The sequence below is a fragment of the Pseudomonas sp. GW821-FHT07F01 genome (assembly GCF_059418825.1).
The window spans coordinates 111,275-135,387 of sequence record NZ_JBWKQO010000009.1 but is presented as its reverse complement, the minus strand read 5'-3'; the positions used below and the strand labels follow the sequence as shown (position 1 = coordinate 135,387).

The following is a 24,113-nucleotide window of genomic DNA, read 5'->3' as shown; positions in this document are numbered from 1 at the left end:
GGGCATGTTAGCAGCAAATTAGTGCGTGACCTGCTCCTCTCGCTTGGCCGACAATCGCGCCTTTCCCGCTCGCTGCCGAGCGGTTGGTTTATCGCGCCGGCAAGGTTCTGTGCCCGCGCGGCTAGGAGATGAAATGACTGAGGAGCGCGTCGAGCGCCTGCTCGCCGAAGTGCATGACGAATTCGGCATGATCCGGGTCCTGGAAGTGGCGGACTATCGTTTTCTCGAATTTGGCGATGCCATCGAGCAAAGCTGTGTGTTCACGGCGGACCCCAGTTGGCTGGAGTACGACTACACCCGGGCCATGCTGATCGGTGCCCTGTGCCATGAGGCGCCGGAGAGCGCGTTGTTTCTCGGGCTGGGCGCCGGCACCCTGACCCAGGCTTGCCTGAAGTTCCTGCCCCTGGAAGATGTGGAAGCCATCGAACTGCGACCGGACGTGCCGCGCCTGGCTATCGAGTACCTGGGGCTGGACGACGATCCGCGTCTATATATAAGAGTCGGCGATGCCCTGGAGCTGCTGGACAGTGCTGAATCCGCCGACCTGATCTTCGTCGACCTGTACACCGACGTCGGCCCCGGCGTCGGGCATCTGGCCTGGGGGTTTCTGGAGAACTGCCAGAAGCGCCTCAACCCCGGCGGCTGGCTGGTGATCAACCAGTGGGCCACCGATGATGGCAAGCCCTTGGGCGCCGCCCTGTTACGCGGGCTCTATCACCGCCATTACTGGGAGTTGCCGGTGAAGGAGGGCAACGTGATTCTGATCGTGCCGTCCGACCTCGACCAGGAGCTGGACCTGCCAGGCCTGAATGCCCGGGCCCAAGCCCTGGCCCCACGCTTGGGCTACTCCCTGCAACCCTTGATCAAGGCGATCCGCCCGGCCACATAAGCCCTTGCTGGCGCCGGCTGGCCGGCGAAGCCGATCTGCCGGCCCCTGTTCAGCAGCCCTTGAACACCCCGGGCCGTTTTTCGATCATCGCCCGCACGCCCTCTTTGGCGTCCTCACTGTTCATCAGTTTGTGCACCAGCGGCGCCAGCCCCTGGGCGGCCGCCGTTTCCCCTTCGAGCCTGGCCTGGCGTGCCGACATCAGGGTCGCCTGCACCCCCAGCGGTGCCTGGCGGGCAATCCGTTCGGCCAGTTCGATGGCCCGGGGCAGCAGGTCTTCGCTGGCCATGACCTCCTGCACCAGGCCCAGGCGCAGGGCTTCATGGGCATCGAATTCGTCCCCGGTCAGCAACCAGCGCATGGCATTGCCCCAGCCGGCCAGTTGATGCAGGCGCAGGGTCGCGCCGCCGAAAGGGAAGATTCCGCGTTGCACCTCCATTTGCGCGAAGCGGGTATTGCTGGCGCAGAGATTGATGTCGGAGGCCAGCATCAGCTCGATGCCGATGGTCAGGCAGTAGCCTTGTACGGCGACGATCACCGGCTTGTTCACCTGTGGGCCGCTGAACACGCCCCAGGGGTCGCAGCCACCGGCTGGTGCTTGCCAGCCCTGGGCCAGGGCGGCGCCGACATTGGCCAGGTCCAGGCCTGCGGTGAAGTGCTCGCCGTGGCCGAACACCACCGCCACTCGCGCCTCGCTGCTGGCTTCGAACTCGCCGTAGGCCAGGCTCAACTGGTTGAGCAGCTCGAGGTCGAAGGCATTGCGCTTGGCCACCCGGTCCAGGCCGATAAGGAACAGGTGACCACGTAGTTCACGGCTGACACGGCTGGCACTGGGCTGATTCATGAGCGCTGTCCTGGGAAGAAAGAGGGGAGGTTGGCGCGGGCGGTTTCGTGCACAAAGGTGAACCGTTTAAGCGCGATGACCAACAGCGCCGGGCCTGAGCAAAATAGCGCGCCGCCGAAGTCTGCGCAAAGCCCATGACAATCGGGTGTTCAGCGGATTTTTCCGATAAAAAAAACTCCCTTTTTTGAGTAATTCCGGTATAGTGCGCGCCGGCCTTTAGCCGGGCCACGTTTAGGTAATGCAATTCCCCGAAGTCAGCTTCGGCTGCTTGTCCGCTGCGCGGACTATCCTTGACGATCCATTCATCCAATCGTTTTCGCAAATCCCCGCCGACAAAGCTGCCAGGGTGACTCTTGAGTCTTACACGGCATGCGCAGCTTTGGAGCATGGGTCTTTGCGGATGCACTTAGAGGCAGACCCATGACCCAGGAAATCGGCGGCTTCGCCGCTCTTGAACTTCATCCCAATATTGTCGCTGCAGTAGTCGCTACCGGCTATGAAGAGCCTTCGGCTATTCAGCAGCAGTCGATCCCGATCATCCTTGCCGGTCACGATATGATTGGTCAGGCGCAAACCGGTACCGGTAAGACCGCTGCCTTTGCCCTGCCTATCCTGCACCGCATTGATCCGTCCAAGCGCGAGCCGCAAGCTCTGATCCTGGCCCCAACCCGTGAGTTGGCGCTGCAAGTAGCAACCGCTTTCGAAACCTACGCCAAGCAAATGCCGGGCGTGACTGTTGTGGCCGTCTACGGCGGTGCGCCGATGGGCCCACAACTGAAAGCAATCCGTAATGGCGCACAGATCGTTGTCGCCACTCCGGGCCGTCTGTGCGACCACCTGCGTCGCGACGAAAAAGTCCTGGCCACCGTGAACCACCTGGTTCTCGACGAAGCCGACGAGATGCTCAAGCTGGGCTTCATGGATGACCTGGAAGTGATCTTCAAGGCCATGCCGGAGACCCGCCAGACCGTACTGTTCTCGGCCACCCTGCCGCAGTCGATCCGGGCCATCGCCGAGCGTCACCTGAAAGACCCGAAACACGTCAAGATCCAGAGCAAGACCCAGACCGTCACCGCGATCGAGCAGGCTCACCTGCTGGTTCACGCCGACCAGAAGACCTCTGCCGTTCTGAGCCTGCTGGAAGTTGAAGATTTCGACGCCCTGATCATGTTCGTGCGCACCAAGCAAGCGACCCTGGACCTGGCCAGTGCCCTGGAAGCCAAAGGCTACAAAGCCGCTGCGCTGAACGGCGACATCGCCCAGAACCAGCGTGAGCGCGTGATCGACTCCCTCAAGGATGGCCGCCTGGACATCGTTGTGGCGACCGACGTAGCCGCCCGTGGTCTGGACGTACCGCGCATCACCCACGTATTCAACGTGGACATGCCGTACGACCCGGAATCCTACGTGCACCGTATCGGCCGTACCGGCCGTGCCGGTCGCGAAGGCCGCGCGCTGCTGCTGGTGACTCCACGTGAGCGTCGCATGCTGCAAGTGATCGAGCGTGTAACCGGTCAGAAGGTTGCCGAAGTTCGCCTGCCGGACGCCCAAGCCGTTCTCGATGCCCGCATCAAGAAGCTGACCAACAGCCTGTCGCCGCTGGTGGCTGATGCTGAAGCGACCCACGGTGATCTGCTTGATCGCCTGACCGCCGACATCGGTTGCAGCCCGCGTGCCCTGGCCGCAGCCCTGCTGCGCAAGGCTACCAACGGTCAAGCGCTGAACCTGGCCGCGATCGAGAAAGAGCGTCCACTGGTGCCCAACAGCGCCCCACGTGGCGATCGTCCCGAGCGTTCCGGTGACCGTCCTGATCGTGGTGACCGTGAGCGTCGCGCGCCAATGCCTCTGGGCGAAGGTCGTGCACGCTGCCGCACCGCGCTGGGTGCCCGTGACGGCATCGCTGCCAAGAACCTTCTGGGCGCGATCCTCAATGAAGGCGGCCTGGCCCGTGAAGCTATCGGCCGCATCCAGGTGCGTGACAGCTTCAGCCTGGTCGAGCTGCCGGAGGACGGTCTGGACCGTCTGCTGACCAAGCTCAAGGACACTCGCGTTGCCGGCAAGCAGCTGAAGCTGCGTCGCTATCGCGAAGATTGATCGGCCCCTGGGCTGATTGATCAGGCATAAAAAATCCCCGACTGGTTCGGGGATTTTTTTTGCCTGTCATTTGCCTTGGCGCTGGCGGCCATCAGCCAAATCGGTAGATGTCCATGCCCAGGGCGCCCAGGGTGAAGCCCTGGTGGGCCACGCTGAATTTGCCACCGGCGCCCCGGGCGAAATACAGCGGCAGCAGGTGTTCATCACTGGGGTGGCTGCGCACGGCATTCGGTGCCTGCTGGCGGTAGTCATGAAGGGCCGCCTGGTCATCGGCCGCCAGCTTGTCGATCATCCAGTCGCGAAAGGCCTTGGCCCAGGGTTCGACGCTTTCCGGGCCAGCGTGCCAGTCCAGGTCCCGCAGGTTGTGGGTGATGCTGCCGGAGCCGATCAGCAACACGCCCTGTTCCCGCAGGCCCGCGAGGGCATGGCCGATACGGGTCTGCAGGGCCGGGCCCAGGCGGCTGGGCAGCGACAGCTGGACCACCGGGATGTCCGCCTGCGGGTACATCAGCGACAGCGGTACCCAGGTGCCGTGGTCGAAGGGGCGCTGGCTGTCCAGTTGGGCGGGCAGGCCTTCGGCCTGGAGCAGCTCCACCACCTGGGCTGCCAGTTCCGGATCGCCCGGGGCCGGGTATTGCACGGCAAACAGCGCGGCGGGGAAGCCGCCAAAGTCGTGCCAGGTTTCCGGGTGCGGGTTGCAACTGACCCGCAGATCGGAGCTTTCCCAGTGGGCCGAGACCACCAGGATCGCCCTGGGCCGGGGCAGCTCGGCTGCCAGGCGAGCCAGGGCCGGGCCGCTGGCGCCGGGTTCCAGCGCCAGCATGGGAGAGCCGTGGGAGATGAACAGGCTGGGAAGCATGAAGAGGCTCCTGAAGGTTAAGATGCGCCATCTTCAATCAGATCAATGATCTAAATCTAATATAAGTTTTAGCGCTTTTTGATCGAATTTTAAGGACTTCTCATGCAAGCGGACTTTTGGCAAAAGCGCTGGGAGCGCGATCAGATCGGCTTTCACCTGGCAGAGGTCAACCCTTACCTGCAGCAGTACTGGCCGGCCTTGGGCCTGGCGGCGCAAAGCCGCGTGCTGGTGCCTTTGTGCGGCAAGAGCCTGGACCTGATCTGGCTTGCCGACCAAGGGTTCGAGGTGCTGGGCATCGAACTGGCGGAAAAGGCGGTGGAGGATTTCTTTCGTGAGCACCAGTTGCAGCCGCAGATCAGCCAGCACGGGGTGTTCAAGGTCTACGCCCACGGGCCCATTGAGCTCTGGTGCGGTGATTTCTTTGCCCTGACCGCCGAGGACACCGCTGATTGCACGGCCCTGTATGACCGTGCAGCCATGATTGCCTTGCCCTCGCCCATGCGACAGCGCTATGCCGCTCACCTCAATGGCCTGTTGCCAAATGGCAGCAAGGGGCTGCTGATCACCATGGATTACGCCCAGGAGCAGTTGGACGGCCCGCCATTTGCGGTGCTCGACGATGAGGTCCGGCAACGTCTGGGGGGCGTCTGGCAACTGCAGGTAGAAACGGAGCGCGACATTCTTGGCGAGAGCTGGAAGTTTCTCCAGGGTGGCGTGACCCGGCTGGTGGAGAGGGTCTATCGCCTGAGCAAGCAGGGTGCCGCGAGATAGGTTTTTGGCGGCCAAGCAAAAGGGCGACTTGCGTCGCCCTTTTGGGTATTGCCTTGCACTGGATCAGCCGCGACGACGCAGGGCCTCGATACGCTCTTCCAGCGGAGGGTGGCTCATGAACATGCGAGCCAGGCCCTGCTTGATGCCACCGTTGATGCCGAAGGCATTCAGGGTGTCGGGCATGTGCACCGGCAGGCCCTGTTCCGAACGCAGGCGCTGCAGCGCGCCGATCATCGCGTTGGTGCCGGCCAGACGGGCGCCGGCTTCGTCGGCGCGGTATTCGCGTTTGCGCGAGAACCACATGACGATGGCGCTGGCCAGGATACCCAGAACCAGTTCGGCGAAGATGGTCGCCACGTAGTAGGCGATGCCCTGGCCTTCTTCGTTCTTGAAGATCACCTTGTCGACGAAGTTGCCGATGATCCGTGCGAAGAACATCACGAAAGTGTTCACCACACCCTGGATCAGTGCCAGGGTCACCATGTCACCGTTGGCGACGTGGCCGATCTCGTGGGCCAGCACGGCTTTCACTTCATCGGGCGAAAAACGTTCCAGAAGGCCCTGGCTGACGGCTACCAGCGCATCGTTCTTGTTCCAGCCGGTGGCAAAGGCGTTGGCCTCATAGGCTGGGAAAATACCCACTTCGGGCATCTTGATGCCCGCTTCGCGGGACAGTTGCTCGACGGTCTGCAGCAACCATTGCTCATGGCGGGTACGCGGTTGGGTGATGATCTGCGTGCTGGTGCTCATCTTCGCCATCCACTTGGAGATGAACAGCGAGAACAGCGAACCGGCAAAACCGAAGACCGCACAGAAAATCAGCAGCTGATTGAGGTTCAGATCAACCCCATTGGCCGCCATGAACCCGTTGAAGCCGAAAAGGCTCAGGGTGATGCTGGCAATCAGCACGACCGCAAGGTTAGTGGCCAAAAACAGCAGGATTCGCATCATGGTTGTAGAAATCTCCTCAAGCTAAAGATGTAGCGTACTGCGGGGTATATAAGGTGCGACAACCGCCTATTCAATACGGCTTCTATTTCAAACTGTGTCGCACAGGCCGGGTCTAGACGCTTGTAGTTCAACGCAATGAGCCAACGCCAGGGCGGCCGCCACCCGGCTGCGGTGCAGACGTGTGACAGTGGGCAGGACGGAAAGTGCAAGCTTATAGAAGGGGAGTGGAGCAGGGCAGTGAAGATGTGTTGCTGAATTAATCGCAGTGCGACCAGAGAAGGATCGCACTGCGATTTTTCCGTTACTGGCGGTAGGACTTGAGGAAGCTGCCGATCCGACCAATGGCCTGCTCCAGGTCATCCACCCGCGGCAGGGTCACGACGCGGAAGTGATCCGGCCATGGCCAGTTGAAGGCCGTGCCTTGCACCACCAGGAGCTTTTCCGAGAGCAGCAGGTCGAGGACGAACTTCTCGTCGTTGTGGATCGGGCAGATCTTCGGGTCGATCCGCGGGAAGGCATACAGCGCGCCCATGGGCTTGACGCAACTGACTCCGGGAATGTCGTTGAGCAGTTCCCAGGTGCGGTTGCGCTGTTCCAGCAGGCGGCCCGGGGGCAGCACCAGGTCGTTGATGCTCTGGTAGCCGCCCAGTGCGGTCTGGATGGCGTGCTGGCTGGGCACGTTGGCGCACAGGCGCATGTTGGCCAGCATGTCGATGCCTTCGATGTAGCTCTGGGCGTGCTGCTTGGGACCGGAAATGGCCACCCAACCGGAACGGAAACCGGCTACCCGATAGGACTTGGACAGGCCGTTGAAGGTCAGGCACAGCAGGTCCGGGGCCAGCGAGGCGGTGCAGATGTGCACGGCGTCATCGTAGAGGATCTTGTCGTAGATCTCGTCCGAGAACACCACCAGGTTGTGCTGGCGGGCCAGCTCCAGCATGCCCAGCAGTACTTCCCTGGGGTAGACGGCGCCGGTGGGGTTGTTCGGGTTGATGATCACCAGGGCCTTGGTGTTCGGGGTGATCTTGGCCTTGATGTCGGCCAGGTCCGGCCACCAGTTGGCCTGCTCGTCGCACAGGTAGTGCACCGGGTTGCCGCCGGCCAGGCTCACCGCGGCGGTCCACAGCGGGTAGTCGGGGGCCGGCACCAGCACTTCGTCGCCGTTGTTGAGCAGGGCCTGCATGGCCATCACGATCAGTTCGGAAACACCGTTGCCCAGGTAGATGTCTTCGATACCGATGCCTTCCACCTGCTTCTGCTGGTAGTACTGCATCACCGCCTTGCGGGCACTGAACAGGCCCTTGGAGTCGCTGTAGCCCTGGGCAGTGGGCAGGTTGCGGATCACGTCCTGGAGGATTTCGTCCGGCGCTTCGAAACCAAAGGGCGCCGGGTTGCCGATATTCAGCTTGAGGATGCGGTGGCCTTCCTCTTCCAGACGTTTGGCGTGCTTGAGCACTGGGCCGCGAATGTCATAACAGACGTTGGCGAGCTTGTTCGATTTGCTGACCTGCATGGCGATGTGTTCCCGAAAATGAACGATCCAGGCGGAGGATGAACTACCGTACTGGGAATCCTGCCGTGTCACACCGGCCTGTAACCCGCACCGGCTGCGGCAAAATCCGTTTGAATGGGTGTAACGCGGCTGCCAGACTGGCGTCTGACGAGGCGCAATCATACGTGCCGCCCGATCCGTGGAAAAGACACAGATCGGGCTTTTTCCGTTGCAGAGGAAGGACCATGGAAAAGCTGGAAAAAACCCTGGAAGAATGGCGGTCGATGCTCGACCCGGAGCAGTACAACGTCTGCCGGCTCAAGGGCACCGAACGGCCCTTCTCGGGCAAGTACAACGGCACCAAGACCGATGGGGTCTATCACTGCATCTGCTGCAATGAGCCGCTGTTCGATTCCAAGGCCAAGTTCGATTCCGGGTGTGGCTGGCCGAGTTTCTACGAGCCCATTGCCGACAGCGCCATGGTGGAGATCCGTGACATGAGCCACGGCATGATCCGTACCGAAGTGGTCTGCGCCAAGTGCGACGCGCACTTGGGCCACGTGTTCCCGGACGGCCCGCCGCCCACCGGCCTGCGTTACTGCATCAACTCGGTGTGCCTGGACCTGGTGCCGCGCTGACCGGTTGGCGATTCTTCGGAATCGCCTTTTGTTCAATTAAATTGCATGCAATTTAATTGAGCGCTATTTTGCTGCCTCTTACTTCCACACATGGAGTTGCCGTCATGACCGACTCACTGCTGACCATTCCCTGCACCACCATCAAGGGTGAACAAAAGACCCTGGCGGACTTCGCCGGCAAGGCCGTGCTGGTGGTCAACACTGCCAGCAAGTGCGGCTTCACCCCGCAATACAAGGGGCTCGAAGAGCTGTGGCAGACCTACAAGGACCAGGGGCTGGTGGTATTGGGCTTTCCCTGCAACCAGTTCGGCAAGCAGGAACCAGGCAACGAAGGGGCGATCTCCGAGTTCTGCGAGCTCAACTACGGTGTGAGTTTCCCGCTGTTCAAGAAGATCGAGGTCAATGGCGCCGGGGCCCATCCACTGTTCGCTCAGTTGAAAAAGCGCGCACCCGGCGTGCTCGGTTCCCAAGGCATCAAGTGGAACTTCACCAAGTTCCTGATCGGCCAGGACGGCAAGCTGGTCAAGCGTTTCGCTCCGGCAACCAAACCCCAGGACCTGAGCCGCGAGATCGAAGCCCTGCTCAAATGAACGACCTGTCCGTGGATTCACTGAAACTCGATTCCCAGCTGTGCTTCAAGCTGTACGCCGCCTCGCGGGCGGTGGTCCGTGGCTACAAGCCGATGCTCGACCGCCTGGGCCTGACCTACCCGCAGTACCTGGTGATGCTGGTGCTGTGGGAATGGCAGGCAACGCCTCCGTCCCTGCCGACGGTCAAGGCCCTGGGCGAGCGCCTGGCCCTGGATTCCGGGACCCTGACCCCGTTGCTCAAGCGTCTGGAGCAGTTGCAACTGGTGCAGCGCCAGCGGTCCGGGCGCGACGAGCGCGAGGTGCACTTGAGCTTGAGCGAGCGCGGCCTGGCGCTGCGTGAGCAGGTGCCGCCGCTGAAGGCGGCGTTGCTGTGCGACAGCGGGATCGATCTGGACAACCTCGATCAGCTGCGCGCCGGTCTGGATCAACTGCTGCAGCAGATCAAAGCTTTGTCGTAGTCGGCACCCAGAGGTCGAGCAGGGCGATCAGTTCCTCGCGACGGAACGGTTTGGCCAGGTAGTCGCTCATGCCGGCGGCGCGGCAGCGTTCACGCTCCTCGGGCATGGCGTTGGCAGTCAGGGCGATGATCGGCAGATCCGGCCAGCGCCCGCTGCGCCGGATCTGCCGGCTGGCTTCGTAGCCATCCATGACCGGCATGTTGCAGTCCATCAGCACCAGATCGAAACGATGCAGCTCCAACTGATTGAGGGCTTCGGCGCCATGGGCGGCCACGGTCACCGCGCAGCCGAGCTTGCTCAGCATGCCCTTGGCCACCAGTTGGTTCACCGGGTTGTCCTCCACCAGCAGAATGTCCGCCCGGCGCCGTTGTACCGGCATTTCCAGCTGAGCATCGTTGAGGGTGATGGTTTCCCCCAGCAACGAGCGTCGCAGGGTCTGATACAACGCATTGCGCGCCAGGGGCCGGGCCTGCTGTTGCAGCGGTGCCAGGGCGTTGGCCTCTTCGCTGGGCAGGAAGCTGCCATAGGCGGTCACCAGCAGGATTGGCGCGCGGATCGCCGGGCGCAGGCCGAACAGGCATTCCGGGCAGTCGGTGATCAGCAGGTCGGGGTCGAGGCCGGCCAGGGAATCCTCGATATCACAGCGCTGATAGCTCAGGCCCCAACTGGGCAGCAGGCTGGCCAGCAGCTCGGCGAGGCCGCTGCCGGCCTCGGTGATGGCGATGATCTTCCCGGCCAGCGCCGGCGGCGGGGCGGCCGGAGTGTGGCAGGGCAGAGGCAGGTCGGCGCAGAACTGGCTGCCGAAGCCGACTTCCGAACTGATGCTCAGGCGGCCGTCCATGGCTTCGCAGAGGTTGTAGGTCAGGGCCAGGCCCAGGCCGGTGCCTCCGTATTGGCGAGTGATGCCGGCGCCGGCCTGGGTATAGGGCTGGAAGATGCGCACCTGGGCTTCCTGGGCGATGCCGATGCCGGTGTCGCAGATCTCGATGCGCACCCCGTCGCCCAGGGTGCTCAGGCGTACATCGACGCGGCCGAAACGGGTGAACTTGAGGGCGTTGGACAGCAGGTTGCTGACGATCTGCCGCACTCGGGTCGGGTCCCCCAGTACCAGGGCGGGGAAGTCCGGGGCGATCAGGCAGGCCAGCTCCACGCTGGCCGCGGCGTTTTGCGACAGCAGGTTGGCGGTGTCCTCCACCAGTACCCCGAGATCGAAGGGAATGCGCTCCAGCTCCAGTTGCCCGGCGTCGAACTTGGACATGTCGAGAATATCGTTGAGCAATTCCACCAGGACCTTGCCGGAGTCATGGGCAATCGACAGCTGCTGGCGCTGCTCGGGGTTCAGCGGGCTGTCCAGGGACAGCGCGATCATCCCCAGCAGGCCATTGAGCGGGGTGCGAATCTCGTGACTCATGTTGGCCAGAAACGCCGCCCGCGCCTGGGCCATGTCCAGGGCAGTGCGCCGGGCGATCTCCAGTTCCTCGTTGGACTGGCTGAGCCGGGCATTGCTGGCCTTGAGCTCGGTGGTGCGGGCCGAGACGATGTTCTCCAACTGCCCGAGGTATTCGGTCAGGCGGTTTTCGGCGTTGCGCCGCTGCTGGATCTCGGTGGCCATGATGTCGAACTGCTGGTTGGCCACCTTGACCAGCACCCCGACCTCGTCGTTCTCGTGGCCATGGGGAAAGTCCAGCTTGGCCTGTTTCGGGCTGCGCGGGTCGCGGCTGCTGAGCTCGCGGATCACCCGCACCAAGGGCTTGGTCAGCATCACGTAGAACAGCGCCAGGAGAATTCCGGTGAGGATCAGGCTGCGGGCGAACCCGTTGATCAGGGTGACTTCGGCACGCCGCAGGAAACGGCTGCCGAAGGCGTAGGTATCCACATCCAGGTGCAGGGTGCCGAGGGACTCCTCCGGCAGGTGGCTCAGATACAGGCGATCCTCGAACTGGCGATCGGCGCCGAACAGGAAGTCGCTGATGGCCCGATAGCGGCTCTGTTGCGGTGGCCGTTCGACGTTGGCCAGCAGGGTATTGTTGTTGTCGATCAATTGCGCGCGAATGATCGCCGGGGAGCGCAGCAGGCCCAGGGTCAATTCCTGGGCCAGCTCGGCGTCGATGTTGTAGGCGATGCGCGAGGCCGGATTGTGGCTGATTTCCAGCAGCGATTGGATTTCACGATTGATGGAGGCGTCTTCGCTGGCATAATCGATGCCGATTTGCAGCAGACTGAGCGCGGTCCCCAGAATGAAACCCACCAGCACGGTGAGCCGGGCCTGTTTATAGGACAGGCGGTTGGTGAACTTGATATCCATGGGGGGTTGAACCACTTTCGTTTCCCTTCGCTGCGCAAGCATAGCTGATCATTTTTGGTTGCCGGGCTGGCCGGGCAGCAGCTGATAAAGCGATAGACCCCTTGATCGGGATTGCGTTTGCTCTGTGTGCCGCATCATTACCTTGAACGTGCCTGAGGAAAAGTCGTGGATGCTCGATTGAATGCATTTCTTGAACGTGCCGATGCGGTTCTGGCGCGGATTGAACCCTTGTTGCCCACCCTGCGCCAGCCCATCGACTGGAATCAGTGCCTGGCGGCCCGCTGGCAGCGTGAAGGGCGCAGCGGTTTCCTGCTGCCGCTGGAAGTCAGCCTGGACATGCGCCTGAGCGACCTGATCGGGGTCGACAAGCAGCGTGAGCAACTGGCGCGCAACACCCAGCAGTTCCTTGACGGCCTGCCAGCCAACCATGCCCTGCTCTGGGGTTCGCGTGGTACTGGCAAGTCTTCCCTGGTACGGGCCCTGCTGGCCGAGCACGCCAAGGGCGGCCTGCGGCTGATCGAGATCGAGCGCGACCACCTGGCGGACCTGCCGCGGGTGGTGGAACAGCTGGTCAAGCTGCCCCAGCGTTTCGTGCTGTTCTGCGACGACCTCTCGTTCGAGGCCGGCGAGGGCGATTACCGGGTGCTCAAGAGCGTGCTCGACGGCTCCCTGGAACAGGCCCCGGAGAACGTGCTGCTGTACGCCACCTCGAACCGTCGGCACCTGGTGCCGGAAAAGGAAAGCGACAACGAGAACTGGAAGCGCGTCGACGGCGAGCTGCATCCCAGTGAAGCCGTGGAAGACAAGATCGCCCTGTCGGACCGTTTCGGCCTGTGGCTGTCGTTCTATCCCTTCACCCAGGAGCACTTCCTCAACGTGGTGGAGCACTGGATCGGCGAACTGGCGCGCAAGGCCGGCCTCGACTGGCAGCGTGACGAAGAACTGGACATCCTTGCGGTACGCTGGGCCACCGGCCGGGGCAACCGCAATGGCCGTTGTGCCTATCAATTTGCCCGCTATTGGGTGGGCCTGCAGTTGTTGGAGCAAAAAGCATGATCGATTTGCAAAGCGCCGGCCAAGGCCTGGACGGTTACGGGCTGCTGTGCGCGCAGTTGGAGTCGCTGCTGGCCGATGAGCGTGATTTCATCGCCAACGCCGCGCAGTTCTCAGCCTTCCTCTATAGCCAGCTGGAGGACCTGAACTGGGCGGGGTTCTACCTCAACCGCAACCAGGAGCTGGTGCTCGGGCCGTTCCAGGGGCAGATCGCCTGCGTGCGGATTCCGTTTGGCCGCGGCGTCTGCGGTACCGCGGCGGCGACTCTGCAGACCCAGCGGGTGGAAGATGTGCACGCCTTTGCCGGGCACATTGCCTGTGACAGCGCCTCCAACAGCGAGCTGGTGGTGCCGCTGGTCAAGGACGGCCGGTTGATCGGCGTGCTCGACCTGGACAGCCCGAAGCTGGCGCGCTTCGGTGTTGCCGATCAGGCGGGAATCGAGCAACTGGCGGCGATCTTTCTGCGCCTGAGCGACTGCTGAAGCCCTCAGGTGCTCAAGCCCGCCTTCTTGAGCAGTGAATCCTGGTCCACCGGGTCGACCTGTTGCGGCGTCAGGAAACGCTCCGCGTAGCGCTGGTAGATCCGCTGCTGGATGAACAGTTCGAACAGCTCGGGATCGATATGGGCATCGCGGCACATCATGGCCATGATGTTCAGCGCCTCGCTCAGGGTCTTGCCCCTTTTGTAGGGGCGGTCTGCCGCCGTCAGGGCCTCGAAGATGTCGGCGATGGCCATCATCCGCGCGGGCAGGCTCATCTGTTCGCGCTTGAGCTGCTTGGGGTAGCCGGTGCCGTCCATCTTCTCGTGGTGGCCGCCGGCGATCTCCGCCACGTTCTGCAAGTGGCTGGGGAAGGGCAGGTGCTCGAGCATGATGATGGTCTGCACGATGTGGTGGTTGATCACATAGCGTTCTTCGGCCGTCAGCGTGCCCCGGGCAATGCTCAGGTTGTACAGCTCACCACGGTTGTACTTGTGGCTGGGCACCTGCAGTTTGAAGCCCCAGGGGTTGTCCGCCGCCATGACTTCCGTGGCGCTGCGCTCCAGCAGGTGTTCGGGCTTGTCCGCCAGTAGCGGTTCCAGCACCGGCAGGCTCGGCGCCGGGGTGCGTTCCTGGCGCTGGTTCTCCTCCCAGGAAACCCCCAGGCGATCGTCCAGGGTCCGGCTCCAGGTGCGTTGGGCGATGCGCTGCAGGCGCTGCTGATCGGCCTCGGCCATGAATTCGGTGCCCATGTTGCAGCGGGCGACAAAGGCGAAGTCATCGTCCAGGGCCAGCAGCCGGGCCTCGCGCTCGGCGGCAAGAGGCTGTTCGTCGCCGCCCAGGGCCAGGGCGCGCCAGTAGTCGATCCAGGCGTCGCGCTTGAGCACCTCGAAGCGGGTGCGGATTTCGTGGATGCGGTTGTTCAGGGTTTCCAGCTTGGTGGCTTTGTCCACCACGTATTCCGGGGTGGTGACCTTGCCGCAGTCGTGCAGCCAGGCGGCGATGTGCAAGGCTTCCCACTCGTCCTCGCCGGGCTGGTAGGCAGCGAATCGCGGGTCCTGGCTGGCGGCGGCCGCCTCGGCCAGCATCAGGGTCAAGGCCGGTACCCGCTGGCAGTGGCCGCCGGTGTAGGGGCTCTTGGCGTCGATGGCCCCGGCCAGCAACTGGATAAAGGCATCCAGCAACTGTTTCTGCTTGTTCTGCAGGCGCTGGCTCTCGATGCACAGGGCGGCGGTGGCGGACACAGCCTGGATAAAGGCGATGCGGTCCGGGCTGAGTTTGTCCAGGTCGGCCTCGGCGCCGCTGTCCACCAGGAACAGCAGGAGCATGCCTATGGTTTCGTTGTGCCGGTTGCGCAGGCGGATGCCCACCAGGTGCGCACTGGGGCTGTCGAGGGCCAGCAACACGCTCTGCAGGTCCGCGGCCTGATCGAATCCCAGGGTGGTGACCACGCTGTCGTTGTGGGTCAGCTGGCTCAGCCACTCGGGAGTCCGGCTGTCCGCCAGTTCCCGGGAGCCGATGGGGAACTGCCTCATGTCCTGGGGCTGGCCATCGATGATCAGCCCATGGGGCTCCAGGCGCGTGCCCTTGCTTTCACAGAGGTAGATCAGGCCGGCCTGGGCCTGGGCGATCTTCACGGTCTCGAACAGCACCCGTTGCAGCAGCGGGTCGAAACGGGTTTCGGCGGACAGGCTGGCGTTGATCTCGAAAAAGCTCGCCAGGGTGTCTTTCATCCGCGCCATCGAGATGCTCAGTTGATCAACTTCCAGCACCGGTGAACGCCGGGAAACCGGATAGTCGAAATCGAAACTGCGGATCGCGTCGGCCTCCTGCACCAGGGCGTGCAGCGGCCGTACCAGGACCCGGGAGATCAGCCAACCAAGGGGCAGGCACAGCAGCAGGGTGGTGAGGGTGATCAGCGCGCCTTGCCAGCGCAGGCGATAGGCGTCGGCCAGAAGTTCGTCCTCGGGCACCAGCAGCGCCAACTGCAAGCCGCCGGGGCCACCCTCGGCGATATGGCCGCTGGCGACAATCCAGCTGCGCCCCTGGGCCTGCAGATGGCCGCCTTCGGTCTGGCCACGCATCAGGGCAGCGAGCGCCGGGCTCAGGTCGTTCGCCTTGACCAGTCGCGCACTGCGTTGTTCCGGCAGCAGCTTCTGGCTGTCCGGGTAGGCCACGACGTTGCCCTGGTCATCCAGCAGGGCAACCTCGGTGGAGGGTGTGACGCGGTGCTTGGCCAGGGTCGAGGACAGCTGTTCCAGGGTCAGGTCGGCGGCGATCACGGCCATCTTGCCGCTGTGCCGGGCCAGGGTGGTGCCGACGTTCTGGGTGGAAAAGAACACATAGGGGCGGGTAGTGATCTGGTCGGCGTCGCCCCGGGCGCTGGAGAACCAGTCGCGGTTACGTGGGTCGTAGCGCTCGTCGGGGTGCTCCAGGCGGTCGATCAATACCAGCGCGGGGTCATAGAACAGCGATTGGGAATGGACTTGGCCGGTGCGGGAGTCGCGTTCGATGCTCCACACCTCGTAGGCGCTGTTCTGCGGGGCCTGGCGCCTTTCGCGGATCTGCGGATTGCGCAGTGGCCGCACCATGAAGAAATCGCCATTGGCGTAGCCCAGGTACAGCGAAGCCAGGTCCGGGTTGTCCAGCAGGGCCTGGCTGAAAGGCCGCAGCAGGGTCAGCCGGTCTTCCAGGTTCGCCGCCTGGGCCGCCGGCGAGCCCGCCAGCAGGCTGAGCAGATGGCGCATGGGATCGTAGGTGGCCTTGACGTCGCTGCGTACATCCAGCTCGATGCGCTGGAAAAGCTTTTCACTGCTGTCGAGGATCAGCCGCGTGGTCTGCTGGTAGTTGTAGAGGCCCAGCACCACACCCGTCAGGAGCAACAGCAAGGTGAACATTGCACTGATATGGATATGCAGAGGAAAGCGGCGTTGTGCTAAGGCAGGGGTGCTCAGCATTCCAATTCACTCCAAAGGCACACGAGGCATGGCTCAGGACCCAAGCATAGTTAAGGCTGGCATTGCCTGCCTTGGCTTTACCGGGGGCCGAGGGTGTCGAGGAAACCGTTGCTACGGGTTTCATGGGTGTGGCTGACGGCGAGGCAATACTGGCCTTTTGCTATTTTCCTGGCAAGAGGCAGGCCGGGTTGCTTCGCGGGGCAGCGCAGGTTGCGATCGAGCCTGGCCTTCGAGGTGTCGGTGCAGGGATTGGGCAAGGCGTATCAGGGCCAGGTCCAGGGCGCGCACAGCGGTGCTGATGACGGTAGCCCCGGCCCGTTCCAGGCAAGCCCGCTCCAGGTTTTCACAGCAGTTCTGCAAGGGGGTGGCCCGGACCATCAGCGCCGAGCCCCTGATCTTGTGGGCCAGCTCCAGCAGGGCGGTGAAATCGTCGGGCGGGATCCTCCCCAGCAGGTGGCGATCCTCACGGCAACACTGCGACAGTTTTTCCAGCATGCTCCGGACAAGCTGCGGCTTGCCATGGGTCAGGGTGAACAAGGCCTCGATGCTGAAACTGTCAGGCCTTGGCCGGGGGTGCAGCGTCGCCAGGCGTGAGCCCAGCAACTCCAGCCCCAAGGGCTTGCACAGGCAATCGTGCATGCCGGCATCCAGGCCACGCTGATGCGTCTGCGGGTCGTTGCTGGCGCTGCAGCCGATCAGGTTGACCGCCGGCCCGGAGCCTTCGCTGCGGCGTATGGCCTCGGCCAGTTGGTAGCCATTCATCAAGGGCATGTTGCAGTCGACGATCAGCAGGTCGAAGTCGCCCTCGCGCCATAGCTGATAGGCCTGCAACCCGTTCCCGGCGCAGGTGACCCGGTGCCCGAGGTGCTCCAGTTGCCCTTGCAGCAAGGTCAGGCTGGCAGGGTGATCGTCTGCCAGCAGCACATCCAGCGGCAGTTGGGCAGCAGCCGGCGTGGCGGCGACGGGCCTGGGGGCGACGGCCGTGCGGCCGGGCAAGGTCAGCCTGACCTGCACTTCGCATCCGGGGCCCGTGCGGCCGTGCAGGCTCAGGCTGCCCCCCATCTGCAGGCACAGCTGATGGCTGATGGGCAGGCCGAGGCCACTGCTGTCCCGTGGCGACTGGCTGGTCGGTTCCACCTGGGCGAAGGGCTGCAACAGGCGCTGGCGCTCCTGTGGGGGAATGCCGATGCCGGTGTCCAGCACCCGCAGCAGCAGGTCGAAGTGCCCGGGGCGCGCCGCCGGCAGCAATTGCAGCTTGACCTGCACCTTGCCCTGTCGGGTGAACTTGAGGGCATTGCTCAACAGGTTGGTCAGGATCTGCTTGAAACGCAGGCCATCTACCAGTACCTGGGGTTCGGGGGGCGGGGCCTGGAATTCCAGGCTCAGGTCCAGGTTCTTCTGCCGGGCCAGGGCCTGGAACACCCCCAGCACTGCCTCGGCGCTGTGGCTCAGGCAGGTCCAGGCCGGGTTCAGTTGCAGTTGCCCGGACTCGATCCGGCTGATGTCCAGCAGGTCGCCGAGCAGCTCCCGCAGGTCACTGGCGGCACCCAGGGCCAGCTCCAGGGAACCACGGTTGGCTGAGCCGTCCTCGGTGCGTTGCAGCACCAGTTCCAGGAGGCCGATGAAGGCGTTCAGTGGTGTGCGGATCTCATGGCCAAGGTGGCCGAGGAACTGGCCTTTCAGGCGGTTGGCCCGCTCGGCCTGCTGCAGGCTGGTGCCCAGGGTTGCCACCGTCTGTTGCAGCGCCTGGACCTGTTGCCGGTGTTGGCGCAGTTGCCGGTACAGGCAGGCCAGGCCCAGCCCGGCCGCCATCGACAGCAACAGCAGGGCAGCGACGCCCATCGGCAGCAGGGCCGGGGTCATGGCCAGGGTACCCGGCACATCGGGGAAGGGGCTGGCTGGCGGTTCATATCAATGCGTTACGCTTGGCCATGTCCACCAGTTCACTCATCGAGGTGGTCGCCAGTTTCTGCATGATGCGTTTCTTGTAGGTGCTGACGGTCTTGTTGCTGAGAAACATGCCGGCGGCAATTTCCTTGTTGGTCTGGCCCATGGCGAACAGCTGCAGGACCATCAATTCCCGGTCATTGAGTGAGTTGAACTGCGCCAACTCCAGCGGCGAGCCAAGGGTGTTGCGGTCAACCTGCAGGGCCAGGCTGGGGAAGTAGTTGTAGCCGCTGCAGATCGCCTTGATGGCGCTGAGCAGCTCGCTCATGTCCTCCTGTTTGCAGACGTAGCCGCAAGCCCCGGCGCGCATGCAGCGGTTGGCGAACAGGGCAGCGGACTGGGCGGTCAGGACCAGGATCCGCGAGCGCCTCGGCATGTTGCCGAGGCGCTCCAGCAGCTCCAGCCCGTCCAGCTTGGGAATGCAGATATCGAGGATGACCAGGTCCGGTTCGCAATCACGGACCATCTGCAGTGCATCGACGCCGTTATCGGTTTCACCAACGATCGAATACCCCTCGTGCTCCAGCAGGATACGAATGGCCATGCGCACCACGGGATGATCATCAATGATTAGTACCGAGCCCATACAGGCCTCCAGCCGACCAATGGAAAGCCCGAACGTTAGCCCAGCTGGTGGAGGGGAAAAGTTGCGAAAGAGCGGTTAGACGCAATCTAGGAAGCGTCTTACACAGAATAAGGGGAGGGATTACAGGCGGGTGGCATCTAATGGAAGTTCAACAGGGTGGGGCACCCAGGCCGCCCTCCCGGGAAGGAGGGCGGCCATGACCTCATGGCGTTTTCTGATCGATACCGGCTTGCAGCAGCTGGCTGTTGCTGTGGCCGCCGACACGCAGCGGGCCGAGGTTGAACACCTGGTCCTTGCTGGTGGCCTCGTCCTGTTTGCGGGTCAGCTCGCTACCGGCGCCCAGGGCCAGGTTGACCGGTGACTTGGACAGGTTGAGCCCGGCGTCGACGCGGTAGTCCGAGCCGGCCAGGGCGTTGCTGGTGACCTTGGAGCCCCCCAGGTCGACCCGACCCTCGCTGGCACCGATGCGTGCACCGGTGAGCGTGGTTTCGCCGCTGACCCGCAGGTTCACCCCTTGCTGACCACGGATGCCCGAGGCCTGCTCCACACTGTCCTTGCCAGCATGGCTGAAGCCCAGGTTCAAGGTCGGGGTGTAGGAGGTGTTGCCGCTCTTGTCGCCGAACAGTACGCCTTCAGCGGTGTTGGCCACCTTGCTGCCGGTGGTGTTCTTCTCGCTGACCGAGTAGCTGTCGCTGGTTTTCGGCCAGAAACGTTCCTTGAGGCTGGAGAAGCCATTGCCCACGGCGTCGGCCTTGTCGGCCAGGTAGCTCTTGGCCTTGTCCACACCGTTGCCAAAGGCGCCACGGGGCTCGGGGTTGACGTCGTAGCTGCCGCTGCGGCTGAGCTTCTCGCCCAGGCGCTCCTTGGCGTTGCTGGCCTGGGCGACCACTCTGTCCTTGGCCGAGCCGAGTTTGTCGACGCCCTTGTCCACGGCGTTCTCCAGTTTCTCGCGGTGCTTGTCGAAGCCTTTCTCGGCCTTGGCCTTCAGGTCGTCCTTGAGCGGGCCGGCCGGCTTGGCCAGCTTGTCCACCAGCCCGGGCTGGTTCTTCGCCACCTCCAGCTTGGCGTCGATATTGACCTGGGTGCTGCGCAGGCGGTCCTGGCGGCTTTCGATGTCGAGGCGGCCACCGATGGCTCCGTCGACCCGTTGCGCCTCGATGTTGGCCCCGGCCAGATGCACGTTGCCGGCGCTGTTGAGGACCACCTGGTCGGCCTTGATCAGGCTGTTGTGCTGGGTAGTGCTCTGGCGCTGGTCGACGTCGATCTTGGCCCGGGCGTTGATCCCGCGGTCGATTTTCGGCGAGTCGTGCTCGCTGGCATCGGCCAGGGTGGTCTTGCCCATGCTGCCACCGGCGCCCAGGGTCAGGCCCCAGTTGTCATGGGCCTGGGTAGAGTGCGCCGACTCCTGGAAGATGCCGCCCTGGGCCGCATCCAGGACGACCTTGCCGGCATCGATCCGGGTGCCCTGCAAGTGAATCGCGTCGTCGCCGGTGGCGGCGCTGCCCAGCAGGACCTGGCCCTGGCTGTAGAGTTGCGCGCCGCGCTGGCTCTGATCGTTTTCAGAGACCCGGCCAATGTTGAAGTTGGCGCTGAGGTTGGCGCTCTTGCCGCTGCTTTGCTCGCTGCTGGTTTTACTGGCACCGGCGGTGAGCCCGCCACCCAGGTTGCTGCCCTGGCTGGTGTGGGTGTCCACGGCGGCTTGCAGGTCCAGCTTGCCGCCAGCGCCCAGGCGGATATCGCCGGTAGGCCGTGCCGCGTTGCCGATCTGCGTGCCTTGCAGCGTCAGGTTGGCGCCGCTGTCGAGCTGCACCGGGCCCTGGCCCTGGATGCTGGCAACCCGCGCCTGGCTGTCCTGCTGCTCCAGGCTCTTGTGGTCCAGCTGGACACCGGCACCCAGGTTGAGGTTGCTGCCGTTGCTGCCCGGGGTGGTGCCCAGGGTCAGCGAGGCGTCGCCACGCAGGCTGGAGTTGCTGCTGCTCTGGCGGTCATTGGCCTGGTTCAGCGCCAGTTCACCGCCGCTCTTGAGCGTCACGCCACCCTGGCCGCCATTGAACTGGCTGCCTTCGAAGCGCCCGTCGCCGGCCAGCTGGATGTCCACGCCCTGGCTGGCGTTGTAGCTGCCGACCTGGGCCTGGTCCTTGCTGCTGGTGACGGTACTGCTGCCACCGGCGCCGCTGCCGCGAATGTTCAGGTCCTCGCCGGTATTGGTGTAGACCCGCACGCCGGCCTTGGCATCCAGGGCCTGTTCGCTGCTGCTGGTGCTGTTGCTGGCGGCGCTGGCCAGCAGGCTGTCGGCGCTGATTTTCACCGCGCCATCAGTGGCACGGTACTGGGTGCCCTGGTCCTGCAGTTGGCCTTTGACCTTGACCTCGATCTGGCCACCGCTCAACTGGCTGACCACCGCGGTGCCGCTGCTGCTGTCCAGCTGGCGGTTCTGGTGGCTGACGTCCACGTCCAGCCCGACGTTGGGCTGTTCCAGGGCATCGAGTACTCCCGGTTGATGGAACTTGCGTTGGGCCACGCCCTGGATGGCCTTCTCGATCGGCCGGGTGACGCCCTTGTATTCAACGTTGGCGCCGACATCCACTGCCCAGTTGTTGTCCTGGTGGTGGCTGGTTTCGCTGTTGCGGGCGGCCTTGTTCACCACCTCGCCGGCGTTGACCTGCAAGGTACCGCCAGCCTTGACCTGGGCCCCTTCGGTGGTCAGGCGGTTGCCGGCGTTGATGGTCAGGTTGCCGCTGGCGCCGATGTTGCTGGTTTGCGCGGTGCTCTTGCTGCTGCTGTCCTGGCTGCTGTTGTGCGCCACTTCCACGCCGTTGCCGGCCCGGTCCAGGCCGCCGGTGTAATAGAAGCCGCCGCCGGTGGTGGTGCTGTCGCTGTGCTTCTCGGTTGTGGTGTCCGCGGCCAGCAACTGCACATGCTTGCCGCTCAGGCTGGCATCGCCGGCCGTGGCCGCAAGGTCGCTGCCTTGCACCTTGAGATCTTCGCCGGCAGTGACCGCCAGGGTGCCGCCGGTGAGGCTGGAGGCCTGTTGCCGGGTGCTGTCGCTGCTGTCGTTGCGCTGCTGATCCTGGTAGCGCACCCCGGCCCGGTATTGGCCGGTGCCCGGTGCATTTTCCTTGGCGTAGGCGTCGAAGCCGCGCTTCTGAGTGCTGCTGCTGTCGTGCTGGGTGTCTTCGGCGGCCGCGACCTTGATCGTGCCCTTGGCGCTGGCGTCCAGTGCCCCTGCTGCGGCGACCTGGGAGCCGCTGACGGTCAGGTCCTCGGCGCTCTGCAACTTGAGGTTGCTGTCCGAGCGCAACTGGCTGCCGACCGTGGTGCTGCCCTTGTTCTGCTGGCGGCTCTCGTCCTTGGCAATGCCGAAGAACTTGCTGTCCTTGCTGTGGTTGTTGCTGTGAGACGTGTCCCGCACGCCGTCGATGGTCAGCGCGCCCTTGTCACTGATGACGCTGGCCTCGGTGCCGCCCCGGGCCTGGCTGCCGCTGATGCGTACGCTGTCGGCGCGCACGATCAGCTTGCCGTCGGCGTTGACCTTGCTGCCCTGGTTCTGGGTCTTGCCCTGGTCGCCGTCGGCGTTCTTGCCGAAGAAGCCACCGCCCACCAGGTCGCCGGAGTAGCGCTGGTTGCTCTGGCTCTGCTGGCGGCTGGCGCTGGTGATGTCGACGTCCTTGGCGCTCAGCAGGATGTCGCCCTGGCTGTGCAACTCGGCGCCCTGCAGTTGCAGTGTCTGCTGGCTGGTCAGTTCCAGCTGCTTGCCGCTCTTGAGCTGGCTGGTGACGGTGCGCTGCTCGCTGCTGGCGTTGTCCCAGTTTTCCTTCCACAGGTGCTTGCGATGCCGGCCCTGGTCACGCTGGGTGTGGGTCTCGGTGGCAGCGGTCAGGCGCAGGTCGCCGCCGCTTTGGGCGCTCAGGCGATTGCCGGCCTCGACGCTGCTGCCCTGGATCTGGGTGCTGGCGCCGGAATTCAGCTCGGCATCCTGCCGGGCGACGACCTTGTTACCGTGCTGGCGGCTGTCGCTGTCGGTGTGGGTACTGTCGTAGGTTTCCCAGGTGATGCCGATGGTGCTGTTTTCCCATTGCTGGCGTTTTTCCTGGAGCTTGCGGCTTTCGATGCTGCTCAGGGTCAGGTTGCGCCCGGCGTCGAGCTTGACGTTGCGGCCACTGACATCGGTGGCGGCCAGGGTCAGGTCCTTGGCTCCGTGCAGCTCGATGTCGCCCTGGCTGCTGACCCCGGCACGGATCGCGTCGAGGCTGTTGTCCACGGCCTGGCCACGGATGTCCAGGTCACCGGCGGAACTCAGCTTGACCCCGTCGCGGCCGTCCACCTGGACGGCGCCGACACGCACCCCGGCACCTTCGGCGGTGCTGACGATATTGATCCGCCCGGCCTGCATGGCACCGAACAGGCTGGCGTCGATGCGCTGCTCCTGGGTGCGGCTTGCCGGGTCGACGTTACGCACCTGGCCGCTGGGGTAGTCCAGCTGGTTGCGACCGACGGTGACATTCAACTGGTCCCGGGCCTTGAGGGCGCCCTGGCTGTCGATGCGCGGGGCGATCAGATTGATCGAACCCTCGGCGTTGCGCAGGCCACCGCCCTGGATAGCCAACTGGCCGTGGGCATCCTGGGTGTTGAGCCCTTGCAGCTTGCCGTCCTGGAGTTCCGGGCGGCCCACCACCAGGCTGGCATTGGGGGTGTTGATGAAGCTGCCGCCATTGACCGAGATGCCATTGGGGTTGGCCAGCACGAAGTCGGCGGCGCGGCCGAAGATCTCCTGGGCACCATTGAGTTGCGAGGCATTGCGGCTGATCACTTCGTTGAGGATCACGCTGGCCGCCTGGCCGTGGAACTGCTGGTTGGCCGCCAGTTGCCCGGCCAGTTGCGACTGCCCGGCCTGCAAGGCGTTGTTCAGTACCACGCCCTGTTGCCCGACGTTGTAGTCCAGGAACTGGTTGTGGGACAGGCCGCCGGCATTGGGCGCGACGATGTTGACGATGGGTACGCCACCCTGGTTTTGCAGCTGGGGGATGCCGCCGGGCCCCTCGGCCACGGTGATCCCGCCGGCCAGGGCCAGGGGCAGATGGGAGACCAGCAGCAGGCCGGCGATGGTCCAGCGCAATGTGCCCTGGGGCGAAAGGTGGAACCTGTGAGTGTTGTCAGGCATGAGAACCTCGTTCTGAGTGGGGTGAGCCGGGCGTTGCTTTCT

Annotated in this window: 17 protein-coding genes; 8 read left to right on the top strand and 9 right to left on the bottom strand. The window is 63.9% G+C overall.

Features of this window, described 5'->3' with window-relative positions; genetic code table 11:
* Positions 1–133: 133 nt before the first annotated feature.
* Positions 134–889 carry a spermidine synthase gene (locus tag AC07R1_RS29155; protein WP_011062527.1) on the top strand — a complete coding sequence of 252 codons (756 nt, stop codon included), beginning with the start codon at positions 134–136 and terminating at the stop codon, positions 887–889.
* Between the two features lie 49 nt (positions 890–938).
* Here the strand turns inward: AC07R1_RS29155 and AC07R1_RS29150 are convergent, their stop codons facing one another.
* A complete protein-coding gene (locus AC07R1_RS29150; RefSeq protein ID WP_019092873.1) occupies positions 939–1,730 on the bottom strand; it encodes a crotonase/enoyl-CoA hydratase family protein in 792 nt (263 codons plus the stop codon).
* A 420-nt stretch (positions 1,731–2,150) separates the two neighbouring features.
* Here AC07R1_RS29150 and AC07R1_RS29145 point away from each other — a divergent pair, with 420 nt between their 5' ends.
* Positions 2,151–3,824, top strand: a complete 1,674-nt coding sequence (locus AC07R1_RS29145; protein WP_011062525.1) for a DEAD/DEAH box helicase — start codon at positions 2,151–2,153, stop codon at positions 3,822–3,824.
* A 91-nt stretch (positions 3,825–3,915) separates the two neighbouring features.
* Here the strand turns inward: AC07R1_RS29145 and AC07R1_RS29140 are convergent, their stop codons facing one another.
* Positions 3,916–4,683 (bottom strand): DODA-type extradiol aromatic ring-opening family dioxygenase, encoded by a 768-nt coding sequence (locus AC07R1_RS29140; RefSeq protein ID WP_019092872.1) that lies wholly within the window; start codon positions 4,681–4,683, stop codon positions 3,916–3,918.
* Between the two features lie 102 nt (positions 4,684–4,785).
* Between AC07R1_RS29140 and AC07R1_RS29135 the strand changes: the two genes are divergently transcribed.
* A complete protein-coding gene (locus AC07R1_RS29135; protein ID WP_011062523.1) occupies positions 4,786–5,454 on the top strand; it encodes a thiopurine S-methyltransferase in 669 nt (222 codons plus the stop codon).
* 63 nt (positions 5,455–5,517) lie between these two features.
* Here AC07R1_RS29135 and htpX read toward each other — a convergent pair whose 3' ends face one another.
* Positions 5,518–6,405, bottom strand: a complete 888-nt coding sequence (gene htpX / locus AC07R1_RS29130; protein ID WP_015636531.1) for a protease HtpX — start codon at positions 6,403–6,405, stop codon at positions 5,518–5,520.
* 301 nt (positions 6,406–6,706) lie between these two features.
* Positions 6,707–7,918, bottom strand: coding sequence for a pyridoxal phosphate-dependent aminotransferase (locus AC07R1_RS29125; RefSeq protein WP_011062521.1), 1,212 nt, complete (start codon positions 7,916–7,918; stop codon positions 6,707–6,709).
* Positions 7,919–8,142: 224 nt separating this feature from the next.
* Between AC07R1_RS29125 and msrB the strand changes: the two genes are divergently transcribed.
* From msrB to AC07R1_RS29110, 3 genes are all read left to right on the top strand, one after another.
* Positions 8,143–8,535: a peptide-methionine (R)-S-oxide reductase MsrB gene (msrB, locus tag AC07R1_RS29120; RefSeq protein WP_011062520.1), complete on the top strand. Its 393-nt coding sequence runs from the start codon at positions 8,143–8,145 to the stop codon at positions 8,533–8,535.
* Between the two features lie 104 nt (positions 8,536–8,639).
* Positions 8,640–9,125 carry a glutathione peroxidase gene (locus AC07R1_RS29115; protein WP_015636530.1) on the top strand — a complete coding sequence of 162 codons (486 nt, stop codon included), beginning with the start codon at positions 8,640–8,642 and terminating at the stop codon, positions 9,123–9,125.
* On the top strand, positions 9,122–9,583 hold the full coding sequence (locus tag AC07R1_RS29110) for a MarR family winged helix-turn-helix transcriptional regulator (RefSeq protein WP_123472840.1): 462 nt from the start codon (positions 9,122–9,124) through the stop codon (positions 9,581–9,583). The genes AC07R1_RS29115 and AC07R1_RS29110 overlap by 4 nt, the downstream gene beginning before the upstream one ends.
* Here the strand turns inward: AC07R1_RS29110 and AC07R1_RS29105 are convergent.
* Positions 9,567–11,888, bottom strand: a complete 2,322-nt coding sequence (locus tag AC07R1_RS29105; RefSeq protein ID WP_011062517.1) for a hybrid sensor histidine kinase/response regulator — start codon at positions 11,886–11,888, stop codon at positions 9,567–9,569. The two genes, AC07R1_RS29110 and AC07R1_RS29105, sit on opposite strands and share 17 nt — an antisense overlap.
* 165 nt (positions 11,889–12,053) lie before the next feature.
* On the opposite strand from AC07R1_RS29105, the gene AC07R1_RS29100 reads away from it, so the two are divergent.
* Entirely contained in the window at positions 12,054–12,944 is an 891-nt protein-coding gene (locus tag AC07R1_RS29100; RefSeq protein ID WP_019092871.1) for an ATP-binding protein, read from the top strand.
* The gene (locus AC07R1_RS29095; RefSeq protein ID WP_011062515.1) at positions 12,941–13,423 is read left to right on the top strand and encodes a GAF domain-containing protein; all 483 of its coding nucleotides are present in this window, start codon (positions 12,941–12,943) and stop codon (positions 13,421–13,423) included. Before AC07R1_RS29100 ends, AC07R1_RS29095 begins: the two co-directional genes overlap by 4 nt.
* Before the next feature lie 5 nt (positions 13,424–13,428).
* Here the strand turns inward: AC07R1_RS29095 and AC07R1_RS29090 are convergent, their stop codons facing one another.
* The 4 genes from AC07R1_RS29090 to AC07R1_RS29075 form a co-directional block, all read right to left on the bottom strand.
* Positions 13,429–16,377, bottom strand: coding sequence for an HD domain-containing phosphohydrolase (locus AC07R1_RS29090; RefSeq protein ID WP_492618235.1), 2,949 nt, complete (start codon positions 16,375–16,377; stop codon positions 13,429–13,431).
* A gap of 120 nt (positions 16,378–16,497) precedes the next feature.
* Positions 16,498–18,240 (bottom strand): response regulator, encoded by a 1,743-nt coding sequence (locus AC07R1_RS29085; RefSeq protein ID WP_495111191.1) that lies wholly within the window; start codon positions 18,238–18,240, stop codon positions 16,498–16,500.
* 43 nt (positions 18,241–18,283) lie between these two features.
* A complete protein-coding gene (locus AC07R1_RS29080) occupies positions 18,284–18,910 on the bottom strand; it encodes a response regulator transcription factor (protein WP_019096116.1) in 627 nt (208 codons plus the stop codon).
* 202 nt (positions 18,911–19,112) lie between these two features.
* Positions 19,113–24,071 carry a hemagglutinin repeat-containing protein gene (locus AC07R1_RS29075; protein ID WP_495111190.1) on the bottom strand — a complete coding sequence of 1,653 codons (4,959 nt, stop codon included), beginning with the start codon at positions 24,069–24,071 and terminating at the stop codon, positions 19,113–19,115.
* Between the last annotated feature and the right edge of the window lie 42 nt (positions 24,072–24,113).